Origin of the sequence: Meiothermus sp. CFH 77666, from assembly GCF_017497985.1 — a bacterium.
In the GTDB taxonomy this organism is placed as follows: domain Bacteria; phylum Deinococcota; class Deinococci; order Deinococcales; family Thermaceae; genus Meiothermus.
Genome location: NZ_JAGDFV010000002.1, coordinates 118218 through 136257 on the forward strand (window position 1 = coordinate 118218; position 18040 = coordinate 136257).

Here is an 18040-nt window from a genome sequence, read left to right on the forward strand (position 1 = left end):
TTATGTGAATTAGCCCTTAGAAGCGACTTTCTACTCGACTACCAGCACCCGCAAATCGTTGAGGTTATTTGCGGTCTCGCCGGTGACGAGCAGGTCGTTCATGGCCGCAAAAAAGCCGTGCGAGTTGTTTTGCCGCAAAAAGGATTTGAGGTCTAGCCCCTGCCCCCTGGCCCTTTCCCAGGTGTCGGGTTGCCAGATGGCCCCGGCGGCCAGGGTATTGCCGTCAATCCCGTCGGAGTCGGCGGCCAGGGCCCAGAGGCCCTCCTGGCCCAGATAAAAGCCCAGCCAGGCCAGAAACTCCTGGTTGCGCCCGCCCTGCCCCGAACCGCGCACCGTGACACTGGCCTCGCCTCCGGAGAGCAGCACAACGGGGGGCCGGAAGGGCTCTTTGTGGGTGCGGATGCTCTGCACCAGGTTGGCGTGGAAGCGGGCCAGCTCGCGGGCCTCGCCCTGGAAACGGTCGGAGAGGATCACGGCCCGATAGCCCTGGGCCTGCCAGTAGGTGCGGGCGGCCTCGAGCAGCCCCTGGTTGCTACCAATCAGACGGTTTTCCACCCGCGCAAACAGGGCTTCCCCCGGTTTGGGCGACTCGGGCAGGGCGCCCTGTACCCCCTGGGTCAGGTGGGCTCGCACCTCGGGGAAGTCCAGGCCGTACTTGTCCAGAACCCCCAGCGCATCGGCAAAGGTGCTGGGGTCGGGCACGGTAGGCCCAGAGGCAATCACCGCGAAGTCGTCGCCGGGCACGTCGGAAAGGTACAGGGCCAGAATGCGGGCCGGGGTCGCCGCTGCCAGCCGCCCACCCTTGAGGCCCGAGATGTGCTTGCGGACTGCGTTGATCTCCTGAATATCGGCCCCGGAGCGAAGTAAGGCCTGCGTCAAAGCCTGTTTGGTGGCTAGATCAACGCCCCACGGCGCACACATCAGGGCGCTGCCACCCCCCGAGACCAGCAGGAGCAGCAAATCGTCCGGCTTCAATTTCGAGACCGCTTGCAGGATGGCCTGCCCGGCCTGCACACTCTTCTCGTCGGGCACCGGGTGGCTGGCGGGCAGGATGCGCCCATTGGGCCATTGGGGCCAGACCCGCCCCGCCTCGGCCTTGGGAACCGCTATAAAAGGAGCCTGCGGAAACCGCGCCAAAGCGGCCTCGAGCATACTCAGCGCGGCTTTCCCCACCGCCACGATGAGCGCCGGGGATGCTTCGGGCAGGTGTTGTTCGGTGAGGCGGGCCGGGTGGGTTTGCGCCAGGGCGTATTGGAAGCTGGCCACAAGCTGCTCGCGCATAACCGGCATTGTACGCAAAAAAAGAGCGCACAGACCGGCTATCCACAATTCGCTTTTGGCCTTCAGCTTTCAGCTTTCGGCCATCTCATGAGGGGCCTTCCTGGAGGGCCGTTTGGGCATAGGCCCGCTCGAGCAGCTCCACCGTGTGCAGCACCGGAAGCTCACGCCCCAGCTTTTTGAGGTGGGTCTGGATCTGGGTGAAGCAGCCGATGTTGCCCGTGACCACCACCTCGGCCCCGGTAGCCAGGATGTTGCGGGCCTTGCGCTCGCCCAGGGTGGCGGCAATGGCGGGCTGCTCGAGGTTATATGTACCCGCCGAGCCGCAGCAGAGCTCGCCCTCGGGAATTTCCACCAGTTCCACCCCCGGAATGCTCCGGAGCAGCTGGCGCGGTTCGGCCCGCACCCCCTGGGCATGGGCCAGGTGGCAGGCGTCGTGGTAGGCCACCTTGAGGGGCCGCTTCAGGGGCGGCACTTCCTTCAGGCCGAGCTCCACCAGGAAGACCGAAACATCCTTCACCCTGGCGGCCAGTTCAGCAGCCTGGGCTTGCTCGGGCTCGCCGTGGAAGAGCATGGGGTACTCCTTGAGGCCCGAGCCACAGCCGGCGGCGTTGGTGAGGATGGCGTCGTAGTCGCCGGCAAAGGCTTTGAGGTTGGTGCGGGCAAACTGCAAGGCCCGCCCCCGTTCGCCGGTGTGCAGGGCCAGCGCCCCGCAGCAGCTCTGGTCTTTGGGAATCACCACCTCGACCCCGTTCTGGGCCAGCACCCGCAGGGTAGCACGGTTGAAACCCGGTTGCAGCACCTGCTGGGCGCAACCGGCCAAAAAGGCCACCCGGGCCCGCCGAGGGCCCTCGGCGGGGATGACCTCGGGGAGGGGTTCGCTCTTGGGGAGAGCCTCGGGCAGAAGCTCGAGGGGGGCCTTCAGCATGGGCGGCAGCAGCGGTTGAACCAGCTTGCCCAGCCGCCCCAGCCACGCCGCCGCCCGGAAGCGGGCCGGGTAGGGGAGGGTCTCCTGCAGGCCGATGCGAAAGAGCTTCTGGAAGGGGGAGCGGTGGCGCCTGGGCTCGCTCCAGCCCCGGTAGGTGGAGATGAGTTCGCCGTAGGGCACCCCGCTGGGGCAGGCTGTTACGCAGCCCTGGCAGCCCAGGCACTTGTCCAGGTAGGGCTGGGCTTCCTCCATCTGGAGGTTGCCCTCGAGCACCTCCTTCATCAGGAAGATGCGCCCGCGGGGCGAGTCCATTTCCTCGCCGAGCACCTGGTAGGTGGGGCAGGCCGGCAGGCAGAAGCCACAATGCACACACGCCTCGATGGCGTGAGCCATAATTTCGCCCTGGGGGCCCAGCTGTTCGACATCAATCTTGTGCTGCATAGGGTTCCTGCGCAAACTTGCCCTGCGGGTCGAGGGCTTTGGTCACCTTGTGGCCCATGGCCTGCCCCAAGTCTATTCCAATCTGGGGCCGATGCGTAGCGCCCTTCAGAACCAGACCAGACAAGCCCTGGGCCTGGAGGAGGGCATCGAGCGCCTTCAGCTCTGCGTTCCAGGCCAGGTAGAGCAGGTGGCCCGCACTCAGGTAGCGCCGTGGGGCCTGGCCCAGGGCCTGTTCCAGGGCCGGGATGCGCCGGGCCGTGAGGGCCACTTTTACCAGGGCCCCTTCGCCCAGGTTCAGCTCGTTCAGGCTGCGCCAGTAGGCCGTTTCAGCCTCGCCACTCAGGGGCTCGCCCCCCCGCCCCAAAAAAGCCTGGAGTCGTTCCAGCCGGGCCGGTAGGGCCTCTGGCAAACCGCCCAGCCGCAGAACCAGGGTGCCAGGCGGTTGCAGGTCGAGCGCGTAGAGCTCGATGGGGGAGCCTGCCAGCCGGTAGAGGGCCTCGAGGGCCGCTTCCAGGCCGGGAAAATTGACCAGCAGGGTGGCGGTGGCTTTGGGAGCGGGAAACACCTTAAAAGCCACCTCGGTCAGGATGCCCAGCCGCCCCAGGCTGCCCACCATCAGCTTGGGCAGGTCGAACCCGGCGGCGTTCTTGACCACCTTGCCCCCGCCCCGCACCAGCTGGCCCTCGCCATCTACAAACTGCACCCCCAAAATGAAATCCCGCAACCCGCCGTAGCGCTGGCGCATCGGGCCCGAGAGCCCCGCCGCTACCGTGCCGCCCAGCGTCGCCCCCTGTGCTACCAGGGGCGGGTCGAAGGGCAGGTACTGCCCGTGCTGGGCCAGCAGGGCTTCCACCTCAGCCAGCCTGGTGCCGGCCCGGGCCACAAACACATACTCGCTGGGGTCGTACTCCAGCACCCCCGAGAGGCCGCTCATATCAAGCACGGTCTGGCCTTCGTGGGGCCTCGAGAGCGCAGGCTTGCTGCCGCCCCCTCGGGGCAGGAGGTGGCGGTGTGTGCGCACGGCCTCCTGGACTTCGGCAGCGCTGGTGGGCTGAAGGGGGGGAGTGCTCACCTCCACCCCCTGGCCTTGGGGGAACGCTTACTCACGCGAGATCACCCCTGCTTTCTCGAGCGGGTGCGCCCCGTGGAACTGAAGCGCGGGGGCCTCGCCGGGAAACATCTTGCCCCGGTTGGCAAGCTCCAGGGGGTCGAGGGCCAGGCGAATGCGCCGCATGGCGGCGAGGTCGGCCTCGGCGAACATCTCCGTCATATAGGCCTTTTTCTCCATGCCCACCCCGTGCTCCCCGGTGATGGAGCCGCCCAGGGCCACGCATAGCTTCAGAATTTCTCCGGCCAGCTCCTCGGCCCGCTCCAGCTCCCCCGCTATGCGCCCGTTGTAAAGAATCAGGGGATGCAGGTTGCCGTCGCCGGCGTGAAAAACGTTGGCCACCCGCAGGCCGTAGCGGGCCGAGAGCTTTTCAATTTCAGCGAGGGCCTGGCCCAGCCGGGAGCGGGGCACCACCCCATCCTGCACGATGTAATCCGGCGAGAGCCGCCCCACCGCCGAGAAAGCGGCCTTGCGCCCTTTCCAGATTTTCAGGCGCTCCTCGTTGCTCCGGGCCACCCGCACCTCGTAAGCCCCCGACTTCTGGATGACCTCCTCCAGGTAGCGGGCTTCGGCCTCGACCTGGGGGGTCTCGCCCTCGAGCTCCACAATCAAAAGGGCGCGGGCCTCCAGGGGATACCCGGCCTTCACGGCAGCCTCGGCGGCCTCAATGGCCAGCGAGTCCATAATCTCCATGGCGCCCGGCAAGAGCCCCGAGGCCACCACCGCCGCCACGGCTTCACCGGCTTTGGCCAGCGAGTCGTAGGCGGCCAGCACGGTGTGGTAGGTCTCGGGCTTGGGCAGCAGGCGAAGGGTAATTTCGGTGGCGATGCCCAGCAGCCCCTCGCTGCCCACCAGCAGCCCCAGCCAGTCGGGGCCGGTGTTTTCCAGGCTTTCGCTGCCCAGTTCTACGGTTTCCCCATCCGGCAGTACCACCCGGGCGGCCAGCACGTGGTTGGAGGTCATGCCGTACTTGAGGCAGTGGGCCCCGCCGGAGTTGAAGGCCAGGTTGCCGCCAATGGTCGAGACCGGTTGCGAGGAGGGGTCGGGGGCGTAGTAGAGGCCATAGGGCGCGGCGGCGTTGGAAACCTGGAGGTTGATGAAGCCCGGTTGTACCACCGCAATCCGTTCCTGGGGGTCGAGCCGCAACAGTCGGTTCATGCGGTTGAGGCCGATCAAAAGCCCCCCGTCAATGGGCAGCGACCCCCCTGACAGGCTGGTACCGGAGCCCCGGGCCACATAGGGAATCTGGTGCTTCGCGCACCAGCGCACCGCCGCCTCCACCTCCGCATGGCTTTCGGGCAGCACCACCGCCAGGGGCCGGGCCCGGAAGGCCGTGAGGGCGTCAGATTCATAAGGCACCAGCTCGCCCGGCCTGTGCAGCAAGCGGCCTGGGGGAAAGAGGCGCTCGAGCTCGCTCAGCGCAGCATGCATACGGTCTCCTTGCCAGTGGAGATATATCCAGACTTCTTTGCCATCTTGAGGGCCTCCGGCTCTGCTTTGAAGCTAGTGGCTACCCGTTGTTTTGTCAATAAATGAAACTATTTTTTATTAAATGGAAAACAAAAGACTCAGGGCGGGCCTGGATGTTGTGGGCTTAGGGCTTACGACTTTTCCTCGAGCCTGGCGGATTTGAAAATGCCGGTGCCTTTTCTGCCGACTCCGTATACTTTGTCGGGCTTGGGAAAAGTCTGGCTATCACGTACCCGGTTCATCACCAGACCCAGGGTCTGGGCCCCGACCCGCTTGAGGATATCCAGGGCCGAGCGCAACTGGCGCCGGTCGGTCTGGCCTTCGCGCACCACCATCAGCACCCCGGAAACATAAGGGGCTATGATCAGGGTATCGGTTACACTCAGCACGGGCGGGGTGTCAATGATGATTATGTCGTACTGGCCGCTCTCCTTGAGATGAGCAATGAAGGGACGAAACATCTCGGAGAGCAAGCGGGGGGGGTTCTCGAGGGGTTGCAGACAGGGAATCAGGTACAGGTTGTTCTCGACCAGGGTGGGCTGAGGGTGTATGCGGGGCAGGTTGACCAGTACGCTCACGATGTCCTGGCCCTTGGTGATGCGAAACTCCTGGTGCAGCACCGGTTTGCGGCTGTCCAGGTCAATCAGCAGGGTGAGCTTACCTGCTTTGGCGCAGGCCCGCGCCAGGCTGATGGCCACACTACTTTTGCCCTCGAGGGCTGCCGGACTGGTAATGGCGATAATTCGTGGGCTGCCCCCTGCAATGGTGTGGGTCACGCTGATGTCAAGGTAGCTGGCCACTTCAGGGGAGAGGGTGCGCCCTGTGCCCGCCGGCATCTCGGGAAACTCACCCAGTATGGGCAGTGAGGTCAGGCTGAAGGCTTCGTCGGCGTTGCGTACATTGCGTACACTGGTTTCCCGTAATAGGAGCAAGCCGAAGGCGAGTACCAGCCCCACCAGGAAAGCCACCACCGCATACAGCGCAGGACGCGGACTGGTAGGACGGACGGGGGCAACGGCCCGATCTATCAGGGAGAGCTGCCCGCTGGCACTACGTTCTAAGGCCCGAACCAGATCAATGTCCCGCAGCAAGGAGGCTTGCAAAGTGCGCAGACCGGACAGGCTCTCTGCACCTTGATTGGAGGCTTGGCTGATCTGATTTTTCACTACCGCGAGTTGAGCTTCCAGCGACTCCCGGTAGCTCCCAAAACTGCCCCGCACGCGCTCGTCGTCCCAGCGGATAAGGCTGGTGGCCCAGATGTTGGCAAGCTGGGCTGCTTGTTGCGGGTTGGGGCTCCGTACACTCAGAATAATGACGTTAGAGTTTTGGCCTTGGATGGTGCGTACCCGAGCGTTGCGGGTAAACAGCTCGAGGTCGCGCGGCTCGCTGGGTAGGTTGGCGGCTTGGAGAGTGCGTCCCAGTACTAGGTTGCTGAGGGCGGCCTCACGGTAAGCTTCGGCATCAATGAGGTTCTGGGAAGGTAGCGTGCCTAGAAGATTGCTGCCCGAAAAAGCGCTGCTTTGTGCCGCCAGCAGGCGGGAGCTGGCCTGGTAAGTAGGAACCTGCAACCAGGAAAAGAAGAATGTCAGGAACCCCAAAGAAGCGGCAAACAATAGCAGTCTCCACCCATTACGGCGCAGTATCTGACCCAGGCGCACCAGGTCAATTTCGGGTTCCTGTGGAATTTGCTGAATCATACCTCTTCGATTATAGGCGCTACGCAGGCAACCGATGGTTGAATCGGCACTAAGGTGTTATCGCTCGTTCCGTAGCCCAGGTTACTGCTTTTGCCACGGTCGCAACGAATATTTCCATCCTCACTCAATGATCCGAGGCGTTTGCTTCGTGGGCTTGGTTTAAGCTAACAATAAATGAAACGCGCCTTGGAAATCCATCAGATATTTTGCGGAAACTTTGGTCTGACATAGCAGTACCATTGCCTTGATGGGTCTACCGTGACGAACAAACTGCGCATTCTTAACAACCTGGGCCGAAAGCTTCCTCAGCGAGCAGGGTGGGCGCTGGTAGATCAGGCCCTGTACGGGGTTTCCAATTTCCTGGCCAATACCCTTATGGCGCGCTGGCTCGAGCCCGATGCCTATGGTGCGTTTGCCTTTGGCTGGATGATTCTCATTATGTCGTATCAATTGCAGAATCCCTTGATTGTTGAACCGATGTTGGTATTCACTGCCAATCGTTTTCGCCTAGCCCCTTATACCTATCAGCAGATTGTGGTGCAACTAAACTGGCTGTTGTCCTTAGGGCTCTCTGCAGGGGCGATTGGCCTGGCGTTGCTACAACGTCATTCAAACTATTTCTGGATTTATCTGGGCCTGGCGCTGGCATTTCCGCTTGTGCTGTATGCCATGGCGGTAAGGCGTATTTGTTATGCCAATCTGACCCCCGCTTTTTCGGCGCAGGGAGGGTTGGTCTACCTGCTGATCTTCGTGAGCTTGGCCTGGCTAGCCTGGCAGACCAACTGGTTGAGCGCCTTCTCAGCGCTCTGTTTTGTGGGTCTGGCCTCTTATGGCGCGGGTTGGTGGGTGGAACGTAGTTGGAAGCGGACAGCTGCCCCATCGGCCAGAATAGGCTCCAGCCCACTGCGGGGCTCCCGACTTTGGCTTGCACTGGTGCGAGTGGTTTTGCGCAGTCACTGGCACTATGGCCGCTGGGGGCTACCTTCCAGCTTCTTGTGGGTGTCTGTAGCAACTATTCCCTATTTGATTTTGGTGCGTACGCATGGGTTGGAAACCGTAGCCCAACTGCGGGTTTTGGAGAATACGGCCCTGCCGGTATTCAGCGTGATGGCTGCTTTCAACTCCCTGTTGATTCCTTCATTTGCTCGAGCCCAGACAAAAAAGGCTTTGTCGAGCTTGATACTACGGTACATTTTACTCTTCTCTTTCATGGGATTATCAGCCTGGCTGGTGCTAGGGGCTTTTCACAGCAAAGTTTTTTGGATTTTGTATGGAGATAACTACCAACAAATAAGCTTTTACCTGCTCATGTACGGTTCAGTTCCTTTCCTGGCGGGTGTGGCGGGTGTGTTCTTAGCGGCTTTGCGCTCCCGCGAACGGGTGCAATGGGTAACCTTGATTTACACCCTGGCCACCATATTTGTCTTGGTTTTTGGATTCCCTGCCATCCAATCACATGGTCTTGCTGGAGCAGTGGTCACCATTTGCGCGGTCAACTTGCTGCAGATCATCTTATCGGCGTTGTTTTGGTGGCGCTATAGCCGCATTGATACACCTGGGAGAATTGGAAAAGGTACCCATCAACATTAATGCCTTGTTATTCTTCACTTAATTTGGCCCGCAGAAAACCCGGACATCATTACAGTTGGGAAGGTAGCTCTATGCACACAATATCAGTTGAGCTGTGTGCGGTAACGTTTTTGTGACAACCGTGTTGTTCTATGCCCTTTGCATGAGCAACCTTCACCCTTCCTTTGTAGGTGAGTCCAGCATGATTAATAACCGAAACAACCTCGCCATCTTGGTCTTTCTTGCTATGGCCCTCCTTGGTACGGCTTGCGACCAGGTTGCCCAGGTACCCACTCCACCTACGCCCGGTACCCCTTCTCCCACCGATCCCGCCAACGCTATCTATGTGCGTGCAGGTGCTAGTAATGGCAACGGTACGGCTAGCAGCCCGTACGGAACCATTGGCGAGGCGGTGCGTAAGGCCAAAGCTGGCGATACCATTCGAGTAGCTGCGGGCACTTACCGGGAAACGGTGCGTATTGACAAACGCCTTACGCTGATTGGTGACCCTGGTGCGACCATCAAAGGTTCGGAGGTGTGGGAAGGCTGGGTGCGGGAAGGCAGTTACTGGACGAAGCCTTACAACCCTACCTTCTATAGGCCGCTGCGAGGTGTTTGCAGAAGCAGCAGCAACAGTCGTTGCCTTTACCCTGATCAAGTTTTTATAGATGGACAGCCGCAATTCCAAGAAACCAGCCTCGAGCAGGTGGGGCCTGGCGACTTCTATGTGGGTAATGGAAAAATTTACCTGGGGAGCGACCCCTTGGGCCGCACCGTGGAAGTAACTATGCGCTACCGCTGGCTCGAGGGAACCGCCGGGGCAAGCGATGTGGTTATCAAGGGTTTCACTTTCCGCCACGCGGCGGTGGAGGTGCAGCACGGCGGCATCTACGACGGCGGTGGCCCTCGCTGGCGCATTGAAGGAAACGATATTGCCTACGCCCACGGCGCCGGTGTGGAAACCGATGGGCCAGGCACACAGGTGCTGAATAATTTGATCCACCACAACGGCCAGATCGGCCTTGTGGGTCAGGGCGAAAACCTGGTTATCCGAGGCAACAAAGTTTATCAGAATAACACTGAAGATTTCGAACCCGGCTGGGAGGCCGGGGGCAGCAAATGGGCCCTGGTCAAGAATCTGTTGGTCGAGAACAACGAATCCTATCAGAACGACGGGCCGGGTTTCTGGTGCGACGTCTACTGCAACGGGGTGACCTTTCGTGGCAACCGATTGCACCACAACACGGGCCCCGGAATCCTGTTTGAAATCAGCAGGAGCTGCACCATGGAAAACAACCAGGCCTGGGAAAACGGTTTTGGCTTTCCCAACTGGGGTTGGGGGGCAGGTCTGGTGGTGCAGAATTCCTCTGGCTGTACGGTGCGAGGCAACGTAGTGGCCTGGAATGCCGATGGCATTTCGGTAGTTCAACAAGATCGGGATGATTACACCGAGGTTACCGGCAACCGGGTCGAAAACAATACCATCGCGGTGAAGGCCACCGGCCAACTGTCGTTGGTTATGGCCTGGTTATCCGATATTTCCAATAAGACCCTTTATACCAATGGCACCAATAGCGGCGATCAAAACCGTTTCTATCGTGAACCGACCGTATCGACCCAGAGTGTGACCTACCGGGCGCAGCTGGCCTGGATTACCGAGATGGACAGCCTGGCACAGTTCAAGGCCACCCCTGGTGGTGGACCCAACAGCCGTGACCTGGATCGCAATGAGCTCAATGGGATTTTGAGTGCCGCTGGTGTTCCCCTTGTGCCTGAGCGAACCACGGTTCGCTAAGCAAAACGGGCATGGTCGCGTTTACTGAGTAGCTGGCGATACAGACCAAGAATGAATTCCGTACGCAGGCTCTGCCGTTCAGAAAGAGCGTAGCGGTGAGCTGCTCGTCCCATCTGCTGTCTGAGGTGAGGGTTGGCCTGGAGCTGTCGGATCCCGTCGGCCAAGGCCCTAACGGTGGCTTGGGGACTTTCTACCGTAACCTTGAAACCCGCATCATCTGGCACGAAGCAGCCCACACCTTGATGGTTAAGGGTAAGAATGGGTTTTCCGTGGGCCATGGCCTCAAGCACCACGCTTCCGAAAGAGTCGCGTAAGCTGGTAAATACGAAAGCATCGGCGCTGGCGTATTGCTTTTTTATTTCGTGCCAGCTCATCTGACCGAGGAAAGAGACCTTACCATCCAGACCCAGCCTGGAAACTTTGTTTTCCCAGGCCTCTCGCATGGGGCCTTCCCCAGCTACCAGCAGCTGCACCGGCAGGTCGGCCACTAGCTTTAGCGCCTCGAGGGCCAGATCAAGGCCCTTGAAGGCTTCGAGTCGCCCGGCCCACAGCAACTGTAATTCGGTATTCTGGGGGGGTGGAGGTGGTTCATCAGGCACGTAATCGTCCCGCAAGCCGGTTACGTTCATGAGCATCACGTTCTTGGCGTTGGCAGCCTCAAGCAATCGGCGGGTTTCGTGGTTGGTAGCCAGAATCGCCGCTGCATTGCGAACCACAGCCCGCATAGAGGGTCGCCATTTGAGGGTGCTAAGATTCAGGCTTCTGATTTTGTCGAAGTAAACCGAGCGCCCAAGATATCGCTCAAATCCGGCTGGAACCAGATGCCCTCCGCCAACGGGCCCCCACACGAAAGGAACCGGAAGCTGCCAAAGTAGCGGGGGGATGGCTATGGTATTCCAGCTAACATAATGCGACAAATCGAACCCGACCTGCCTGTGCAAGTCTTTGGCAGCCTTCAACAGAGCATGTTGCCAAAAAACGTAGTGTATGCGAATAAACCGGTCGTCGGGGGGTTTCCAGGGGTCTAGCCAGTTGGGCAGTGTGACCCAGTGAAAGCGTAGGTTCGGGTTGGGGTTGGCTTCCAGAAAGGCCTCTACATTGCTGCGATAAACAGGGTGTGTCAGAACCCATACTTCGGCGTGACGGGCCAGCGACAGGGCCCACGTCCAGGTCACTGCGGGTTCTGAGCCGTGATCCGGGCTGCAAGCATGTCCAGCTAATAAGATTCGCATAAGTTCTAGGTATAGTACACTGCGCCGAAAAAGCGAACACCCCAGACAACCAGGAGCGACTAGAATACCTCTAGGCGGGGTATGAACCATGCTCAAACTTTTTTTGTTGGCAATTAGTGCCCTATTTCTTGGCTATACCTTGATGGGCAAGGGCTTTGCTTACATAGGTGTATCACCTTTGTACGTTGCGGAAGGGGCATTACTGTTGGGCTTGATATTAGCAACCCTCAATCCCAGCATTCTACAAAGGGCCTTGACCTGGCCCATGGTCTTAATTGTTCCATTCTTCACCTGGAGCCTTTTACAGACGTTGCCGTATCTGAGCAACTACGGCCTGAACGCACTACGGGATGCAGCGATCTGGGGATACGCCCTGTTTGCAATACTTATATATGGAGTGATTCTAAAAAACCACTCCTCCTTTTTTATCCTGATTCGGTATTACCGCTATTATGCGCTCTTTTTCCCACTGATGATCCTTCCACTGATAGCGACCGACCCCTTAAACATCACCCTGCCGAGTCTTCCCGGTACCCAGATACCATTGGTGGTCGTAAAGTTCGGTGATATTGGTGTGCACCTGGCCGGGGCGGCAATTTTCGTTTTACTGGGTTTGGGAGGAAACCTGCGGTGGTCGTTATTACACACCCCGATTTGGGTGCTGGGTGCAACGGTTGTTTTTGGCCTTACCGCAGCGGCCAATCGGGGAGGGGCAGTTTCTTTTGTGATGGCCGTACTGCCAGCTCTGGCCTCGCTTTTCCCCAGGATTAATGCGCGCCTGGTGGGCTATGCGGTGGGGTTTTTGTTGAGCTTCGCACTTTTTGGTTTAGCTTCGATGGTGTTTCTTTCCTCGGTGCAGGTGGTGGGCTCGAGGTCGGTGAGCATAGAACAGATCACCACTAACTTCATAAGCATCGTACTGCCTGGCGTAAGCGATGCCGGGAATGTGGAAGCCAATCGCCGCTGGCGACTGAAATGGTGGGAAAAAATCGTTGGCTACACCTTTTTCGGATCCTATTTCTGGACCGGCAAGGGCTATGGCATCAACCTAGCCACATCCGATGGTTTCCAGGTTGACAAGCAGGAGTCCCTGCGAAGTCCCCATAATGGCCATCTGAATATCCTGGCTCGCTCCGGTGTGCCGGGGCTAGCGCTGTGGCTTACCTTGCTGATTGGCTGGGCATGGGCGGTGCTAAGGGCTCGGCGCCTGGCGGCCCGGAACGGTGACCATTTATGGGCGGGGCTTTTCTTGTGGTTGTTCTGTTATTGGTTGGCATTTGTGGTTAACGCCAGCTTTGATGTTTTTTTGGAGGGGCCGATGGGGGGGGTACCGTTCTGGTTGCTGACGGGTTTGGGCTTTGCGGCTACGGTGGTTTATGCCAATCCTGCAAGCCGCCCCAGGTTGGGACAGGCCTTGGGTTTGGAGAGTCGTGTAGCCTAGCGTCTGTCTCGATGATAGCGCCTGGATACAATACGGGGCTACCGTAGCCAAATACGTGCCGGGTTTGATCTGGGTGCACTAAAGCGGCGCTTCCAAGCAGATTGTTGTACCGTTGAAGCCGAATCCGGCCGCCCTTATTGTGCGGAGCGGCTTTTGCGCCACCGGCGGTACAGCAGAATCGAGCTCCAGATGATCAGCAAACTTAGCAGGTGAAAAGCGGTGCCTGCCCAGATATTGGAGGTGAGTTCCGGATAGTCGAGCAGGTTATACAAGGGCACCATGACGATTAGGTGCCAGGTGAACGTCCATAGCGAGGCCGAACCCAGCGGGATCAGCAGCCAGCCGGTGGCTTTATTGAGAGGCTTCCAAAACCAGGTGATTAGAAGGTAAAAAGCTTGCAGATACAAGGCTACCAGCAAAAGCCTGGGCCAGACCAGAAGTTGTTGCGGATCATCACCGATCGCCACTTTGTCAAGTTGGGGCCATAGACCGTTGACCTTCACAACTATGAACAAAGCAGCGGTCAGGAAGATGAGCCCGCTCAGGCCGTCGCGCACGTAGGGGATCTGGGCCCAAAACCGACTCAGGCGTTCGCGGTGAAAACCTATAATCAGACCGCCAAAGAACAGCAGTTGCCAGGCAGGCTCAAAAAACAAAGTGCTGATGGGTACATCCACTGCACCGGGATAAGTTTGGCTGAGTGCGTAGGTGGTCAGGCTGGCCAACACCACAGCCCAGGTGTAGCCCCGGAATATGAAAAAGATCGCCAGCGGGGTTAGCAGCATAAAGAACACATACAGCGCCAAAATGCCGGAGCCGTTGTAGCTGTTATAAAGGGTCAAGGCGCCAGCCATAAACTCGAGTAGGTTTTGCGATTTATCCCACTCTTCGTACCAGACATGAAGGCCCCAGTAGCTAGCAAAGACGAACCCAAGGCAGATCAGAACTGTCGTCCTGTACAAGACCCAGGTGCGCATCAGGACGTGCTCGAGGGATTTGCCCAAACCCTGACGGGCGACCAGGATGCCCAGTGTCAAACCCGATATGAAGTAGAAGCCCTCGGCAGCGCTAATGTAATAGTTGCCACGACCGGTAATGGAATAAAACCAGGAGGTTTCGCTTCCAATGTGGTCAATGATCATTACGAAAAGCGCGAAGCCGCGCAGCCAGTCAATGCGTAAATCACGCTTGGAGGTGCTTGGGTAATACATTTGTGCGAGCCATCGTGGCATATGACCCATTCTAAGCACACCGAAGGCCACGTACGGATGCTTTTGACCCTTCGCGGTATGACATGATAGGTACAATCGAACCAGGGAGACATTGTAGCCAAGGTGGCTCTTGCGGCTCTGCTTGCATGGTTTAGGTCAAGTTTCTCGGAGGATGATTTTGGATAGTTTAGACCGATTCTTAAGGCGTACTTTGCACAAGGAGAAATTTTCGTGAACCCGTATACCCGGCCACTGCACGCTCTGCGAAGCTTGTTGTTCAGGAACTTCCGGCTAGTGAAAGCCTTGGGCCAATTGCCAGACCGACGTACGGTGGTTTTGAACTACCATTCGGTGCGATCTAACAACCTTCTCTTCAACTCTACCCCAACCGATGTCTTCGAGCAGCATCTGGCCTGGCTGGCGGCCCACTGTGAGGTGGTGGATTTTTCAGAGGTACTGGAGCCGATAGCATCCAACCGGCCCCGGGTCGCCCTGGTCTTCGACGACGGCTTCCTGGATAATCTGCAACATGCTGTGCCACTTCTAAAAAAGTATGGTCTAAGGGCCACTTTTTTCGTTTCGACGGGTTTTTTGCGGCGCGATCCTGTCATCTTGGATATATTCGCCCGGGTCTTTCAGACTAATGCCGAGGATTTCCTGGACACGGAGGCTCTCCGGGAGCTGTTTGCAGCCGGGATGCTGGTAGGAGCGCACACCCACACCCACCGCAACCTGCGCAGTCTGCCTCCTTACGAACAGGAAGAGGAGCTCCGGCTGAGTAAGGAAATCCTCGAGCAAACCCTGGGGGCTCCGGTTAATGCCCTGGCGTACCCTTTTGGCGTACCGGGCAAGGCCTTCGATCTGACGACCTGTTCCATTGCAAAGAGATTGGGCTACACCCAGGCCGGTACGGTTTGCTGGCGGGGCCTAAGACCCCAGGACTCGCCCATGCGTGTACCGCGCATTACCGTGGTCAAGGAAAGCGAACTCGAGCTCGAGGCCATGGTGTACGGCGCACTCGACCCCATTGGGTATTTCCAGGAGTGGCGTTTTGCTTTGCAACAAAGGAACTGGCAGAGGAAAATCTACGCATACGCTTTGCTAGAAGGGGAGTATTGGGGATTCGCCGAAAGCAGCTGGCTTGTGGGCATGCTTTAGCGAACTTGAGAATCGCGTTCATGGCGCGAATGCAAGACATCGACTGTAGAGGATTTGACCGCACACAACCTTGGGGCGGTAAGGTTTTGATAGGGGTGAGTCCAATGAGCCATATAAGGGTTCTGATCGTTCACAACTTTTACCAGCAGCCAGGGGGCGAAGACCAGGTTTTCCAAGCGGAGAAAACCATGCTGAAGGAAGCGGGTGTGGAGGTTATAGAGTACAGCGCCCACAATGACGAGCTGTTCCAGATGGGGCCGCTCGAGCTAGCCCAGGTAACCTTGTGGAACCGCGAGGCTTATCGCCGGATGCGTACCCTGGCAGCAAAACACAAACCGCACGTGGCGCACGTACACAACACTTTCCCGTTGCTCTCTCCGGCTATTTACCATGCCCTCAAAGCCGAAGGGGTGCCCATCGTGCAGACCTTGCACAACTACCGCCTGCTGTGCCTTAACGCAACTTTGTTGCGAGAGGGTCGGGAATGTACGCAATGTGTAGGTAGAAGCATTCCCTGGCCGGGGGTATGGCATTCGTGCTATCGCAGTAGGGCCGCCTCGAGCGTGGTGGCTTCTATGCTGGTGCTTCACCGACTGCTGCGTACCTGGGCCGATAAAGTTGACCGCTTCATCGTGTTGACCGAACACAATCGCAAGATGTTCATCCAGGGCGGGCTTAACCCCCAGAAGCTCAGACTCAAGCCCAACTTTGTACACCCCGATCCCGGTTCGGGTGATGGACAGGGGGGCTACGCTTTGTTTGTGGGTCGGCTGGCTCCCGAAAAGGGGATAGAGGTGTTGCTGAAGGCCTGGATGAGCCTGGACGTTCCCCTCAAAATTGCTGGGGATGGCCCGCTAGGCCCCTGGGTTGCACAGGCGGTAGAGAGCATGCCACAGGTGCAGTGGCTAGGGCGCAGGCCTCGTCAGGAAATATTCGAGCTCATGCAAAAGGCCGCTTTTCTGATATTTCCTTCGGTGACCTATGAAGGTTTCCCCATGACATTGGCAGAAGCATTTGCCACGGGGCTTCCAGTCATCGGTAGCAACTATGGTTCGATGCCCCAGGTAATCAAAGAGAAGCAGAATGGTCTTTTGTTTGAAGTGCGTAATCCTGCAGACCTGGCTGAAAAAGTTCGTTGGCTTGTCAATCAGCCAAACAAACTGGCCGAGATGCGGTTGCAGGCCCGTCGAGAGTTTGAAACCCACTATTCCGCCAAACAAAATTTGCAGATGCTTCTCAATATATACGCAGAAGCTGCAGGCACGAACTGGCCAGAACAAACCTCCAAAGGCTATTTGTCTAGTACATAGCCGGGCTTTTATCGTTTTCCCCTTTCCCTCTCCCCTTGCGGGAGAGGGTGGCGACAGCGCTGGCTAGTTTGGCGCCCCTTTGGCCAAATAAAGCAATTCAGGCGGAAACCACTGTCGCCGGGTGAGGGGTTGAAGCGACGATGCCCAGCCAAATGATAAGAGCCTGCCCTATTGGGGCAGCGGTATTCTCTCCGAAAACCGCTTCAAGTACACTTACGGTACAGGCTTTTATCATGCAGGGTTACAGGCGTGGCCGCTCCTCCCTGTGGCCACTGCTCTGTCCAGGACAAGACTTTTTGCGGCCGGATGGCTCAAAAAATGTGAAGAGCGCTCTAATCACATATGAAAGCTGTTTTCATCCCCACTCCGTCACCGTATCTAAGTGCCTCCCATCTATGTTTTGGATAATGGCATGATCGAAAATCATTCGGGTATTGCGCACAGAGCATGATTTTCTAACGCAGCCTGGATTCATCTCTAGACCTTATAGGGGCGCAACTTAACCCGGATACCCGATTCCCTCGAGTACTTGAAAACGCAACATCGCTGGCAAGACCTGCTGCTGATCTGCTTGATGGCGGTGGGGGCTGGGCGGCACAACATCCCGGCCATCAGCCAGTGGGAGAAGGATCATCGCGCTCTCCTGCTCAACCAGGTGGGTATCCGTACCCGCCTGGGCCACCCTCTACCGTTGCTTCCAGTCCCTCTCAAAGCAGCTCGACGCCCTCCAGTCCGCCTTGCTTGACTGGGCCCAGGAGGTATGGCAGACCCTGTTTGCCCCTGGCTGAACAGGCCCGCCAGGGCTCTGTCCCGACAGGGGATCGTCCTGTCGCTGCGGATGGGAAACACCTGCGGGGCAGCCGACGCCGGGGAGGCAGCGGCGGCGCATGGACGGGTGGTACGCATGGAGGGGCTGGGGGTGGACTGGATACTGACGGGGGATGCCGCTTTGTGCAACCCGGAGCTGGCTGCAGCGGTGGTGGAGCGAAAGGGGGAAGAGAACCAGGCGAAGCTCTAGGGACTGATCTGGTGGGCTATTGCCAGCTACCAGACCACGGATCAACACATCCAGCACCAGGTACGGAGGGATGCAACAGAGGGTTGTGGCAAGAATACCGGGGAGCTACGGGAGGAGACCGCCTATGCGCTGACTCGTCCGTGGGGGGGACATTGGGAGGTGGAGAACCACCTACACCACAAGTGAGACACGGTGTTGGGAAGCTGCAAGGGGGCGGTGGGGTTGATGTACTTACGGGATGTCATCCTGAACCTCTTGCATCTCAAAAAGTGGCCGGTGTTGCGCACGGTTAGAAAGTTCTCGGTGAATCCCCAAGTTCTACTCAGGCTAATCCGAGGGTTGTGATAAAAGCCTAGGCCGGAGACGGCGGGGCTGGAGTTCATC

The 18040-nt window shown here is 58.5% G+C and carries 13 protein-coding genes; 6 read left to right on the plus strand and 7 right to left on the minus strand.

Annotated elements, in window-relative coordinates:
• Window positions 1-30 precede the first annotated feature (30 nt).
• The 5 genes from J3L12_RS02120 to J3L12_RS02140 form a co-directional block, all read right to left on the minus strand.
• Complete coding sequence (locus J3L12_RS02120; protein ID WP_208013386.1) at window positions 31-1281, minus strand: glycerate kinase; 1251 nt, start codon at window positions 1279-1281, stop codon at window positions 31-33.
• 85 nt (window positions 1282-1366) lie between these two features.
• Complete coding sequence (glcF, locus tag J3L12_RS02125; RefSeq protein WP_208013387.1) at window positions 1367-2647, minus strand: glycolate oxidase subunit GlcF; 1281 nt, start codon at window positions 2645-2647, stop codon at window positions 1367-1369.
• A complete protein-coding gene (locus J3L12_RS02130) occupies window positions 2631-3719 on the minus strand; it encodes an FAD-binding protein (RefSeq protein WP_208013388.1) in 1089 nt (362 codons plus the stop codon). The genes glcF and J3L12_RS02130 overlap by 17 nt, the downstream gene beginning before the upstream one ends.
• A gap of 27 nt (window positions 3720-3746) precedes the next feature.
• The gene (locus J3L12_RS02135; RefSeq protein WP_208013389.1) at window positions 3747-5186 is read right to left on the minus strand and encodes an FAD-linked oxidase C-terminal domain-containing protein; all 1440 of its coding nucleotides are present in this window, start codon (window positions 5184-5186) and stop codon (window positions 3747-3749) included.
• Window positions 5187-5356: 170 nt separating this feature from the next.
• Window positions 5357-6922, minus strand: coding sequence for a polysaccharide biosynthesis tyrosine autokinase (locus J3L12_RS02140; protein WP_208013390.1), 1566 nt, complete (start codon window positions 6920-6922; stop codon window positions 5357-5359).
• A 258-nt stretch (window positions 6923-7180) separates the two neighbouring features.
• Here J3L12_RS02140 and J3L12_RS02145 point away from each other — a divergent pair, with 258 nt between their 5' ends.
• Complete coding sequence (locus J3L12_RS02145; protein WP_208013391.1) at window positions 7181-8512, plus strand: hypothetical protein; 1332 nt, start codon at window positions 7181-7183, stop codon at window positions 8510-8512.
• Between the two features lie 325 nt (window positions 8513-8837).
• Window positions 8838-10286 (plus strand): right-handed parallel beta-helix repeat-containing protein, encoded by a 1449-nt coding sequence (locus tag J3L12_RS02150; protein ID WP_208013392.1) that lies wholly within the window; start codon window positions 8838-8840, stop codon window positions 10284-10286.
• On the opposite strand, the gene J3L12_RS02155 is transcribed toward J3L12_RS02150, so the two are convergent.
• Entirely contained in the window at window positions 10283-11011 is a 729-nt protein-coding gene (locus J3L12_RS02155; RefSeq protein WP_208013393.1) for a glycosyltransferase, read from the minus strand. The genes J3L12_RS02150 and J3L12_RS02155 overlap by 4 nt on opposite strands.
• Before the next feature lie 595 nt (window positions 11012-11606).
• On the opposite strand from J3L12_RS02155, the gene J3L12_RS02160 reads away from it, so the two are divergent.
• Window positions 11607-12959 carry an O-antigen ligase family protein gene (locus J3L12_RS02160; RefSeq protein WP_208013394.1) on the plus strand — a complete coding sequence of 451 codons (1353 nt, stop codon included), beginning with the start codon at window positions 11607-11609 and terminating at the stop codon, window positions 12957-12959.
• A gap of 134 nt (window positions 12960-13093) precedes the next feature.
• Here the strand turns inward: J3L12_RS02160 and opgC are convergent, their stop codons facing one another.
• Window positions 13094-14221 carry an OpgC domain-containing protein gene (opgC, locus tag J3L12_RS02165; protein WP_208013395.1) on the minus strand — a complete coding sequence of 376 codons (1128 nt, stop codon included), beginning with the start codon at window positions 14219-14221 and terminating at the stop codon, window positions 13094-13096.
• A gap of 285 nt (window positions 14222-14506) precedes the next feature.
• Here opgC and J3L12_RS02170 point away from each other — a divergent pair, with 285 nt between their 5' ends.
• The 3 genes from J3L12_RS02170 to J3L12_RS16655 all read left to right on the plus strand — a co-directional run bounded on the left by J3L12_RS02170 (window position 14507) and on the right by J3L12_RS16655 (window position 17656).
• Window positions 14507-15328 (plus strand): polysaccharide deacetylase family protein, encoded by an 822-nt coding sequence (locus tag J3L12_RS02170; protein WP_208013396.1) that lies wholly within the window; start codon window positions 14507-14509, stop codon window positions 15326-15328.
• Window positions 15286-16638, plus strand: a complete 1353-nt coding sequence (locus tag J3L12_RS02175; protein ID WP_243454828.1) for a glycosyltransferase family 4 protein — start codon at window positions 15286-15288, stop codon at window positions 16636-16638. The genes J3L12_RS02170 and J3L12_RS02175 overlap by 43 nt, the downstream gene beginning before the upstream one ends.
• Window positions 16639-17398: 760 nt before the next feature.
• Window positions 17399-17656 carry a hypothetical protein gene (locus J3L12_RS16655; protein WP_243454830.1) on the plus strand — a complete coding sequence of 86 codons (258 nt, stop codon included), beginning with the start codon at window positions 17399-17401 and terminating at the stop codon, window positions 17654-17656.
• Window positions 17657-18040: the final 384 nt, after the last annotated feature.

Coding starts and splice junctions, on each gene's coding strand:
- J3L12_RS16655 (WP_243454830.1), top strand. CDS start 17,399: ATGGCAGACCCTGTTTGCCCCTGGCTGAACAGGCCCGCCAGGGCTCTG.
- glcF (WP_208013387.1), bottom strand. CDS start 2,647: ATGCAGCACAAGATTGATGTCGAACAGCTGGGCCCCCAGGGCGAAATT.
- J3L12_RS02160 (WP_208013394.1), top strand. CDS start 11,607: ATGCTCAAACTTTTTTTGTTGGCAATTAGTGCCCTATTTCTTGGCTAT.
- J3L12_RS02135 (WP_208013389.1), bottom strand. CDS start 5,186: ATGCATGCTGCGCTGAGCGAGCTCGAGCGCCTCTTTCCCCCAGGCCGC.
- J3L12_RS02140 (WP_208013390.1), bottom strand. CDS start 6,922: ATGATTCAGCAAATTCCACAGGAACCCGAAATTGACCTGGTGCGCCTG.
- J3L12_RS02120 (WP_208013386.1), bottom strand. CDS start 1,281: ATGCGCGAGCAGCTTGTGGCCAGCTTCCAATACGCCCTGGCGCAAACC.
- J3L12_RS02155 (WP_208013393.1), bottom strand. CDS start 11,011: ATGCGGGCTGTGGTTCGCAATGCAGCGGCGATTCTGGCTACCAACCAC.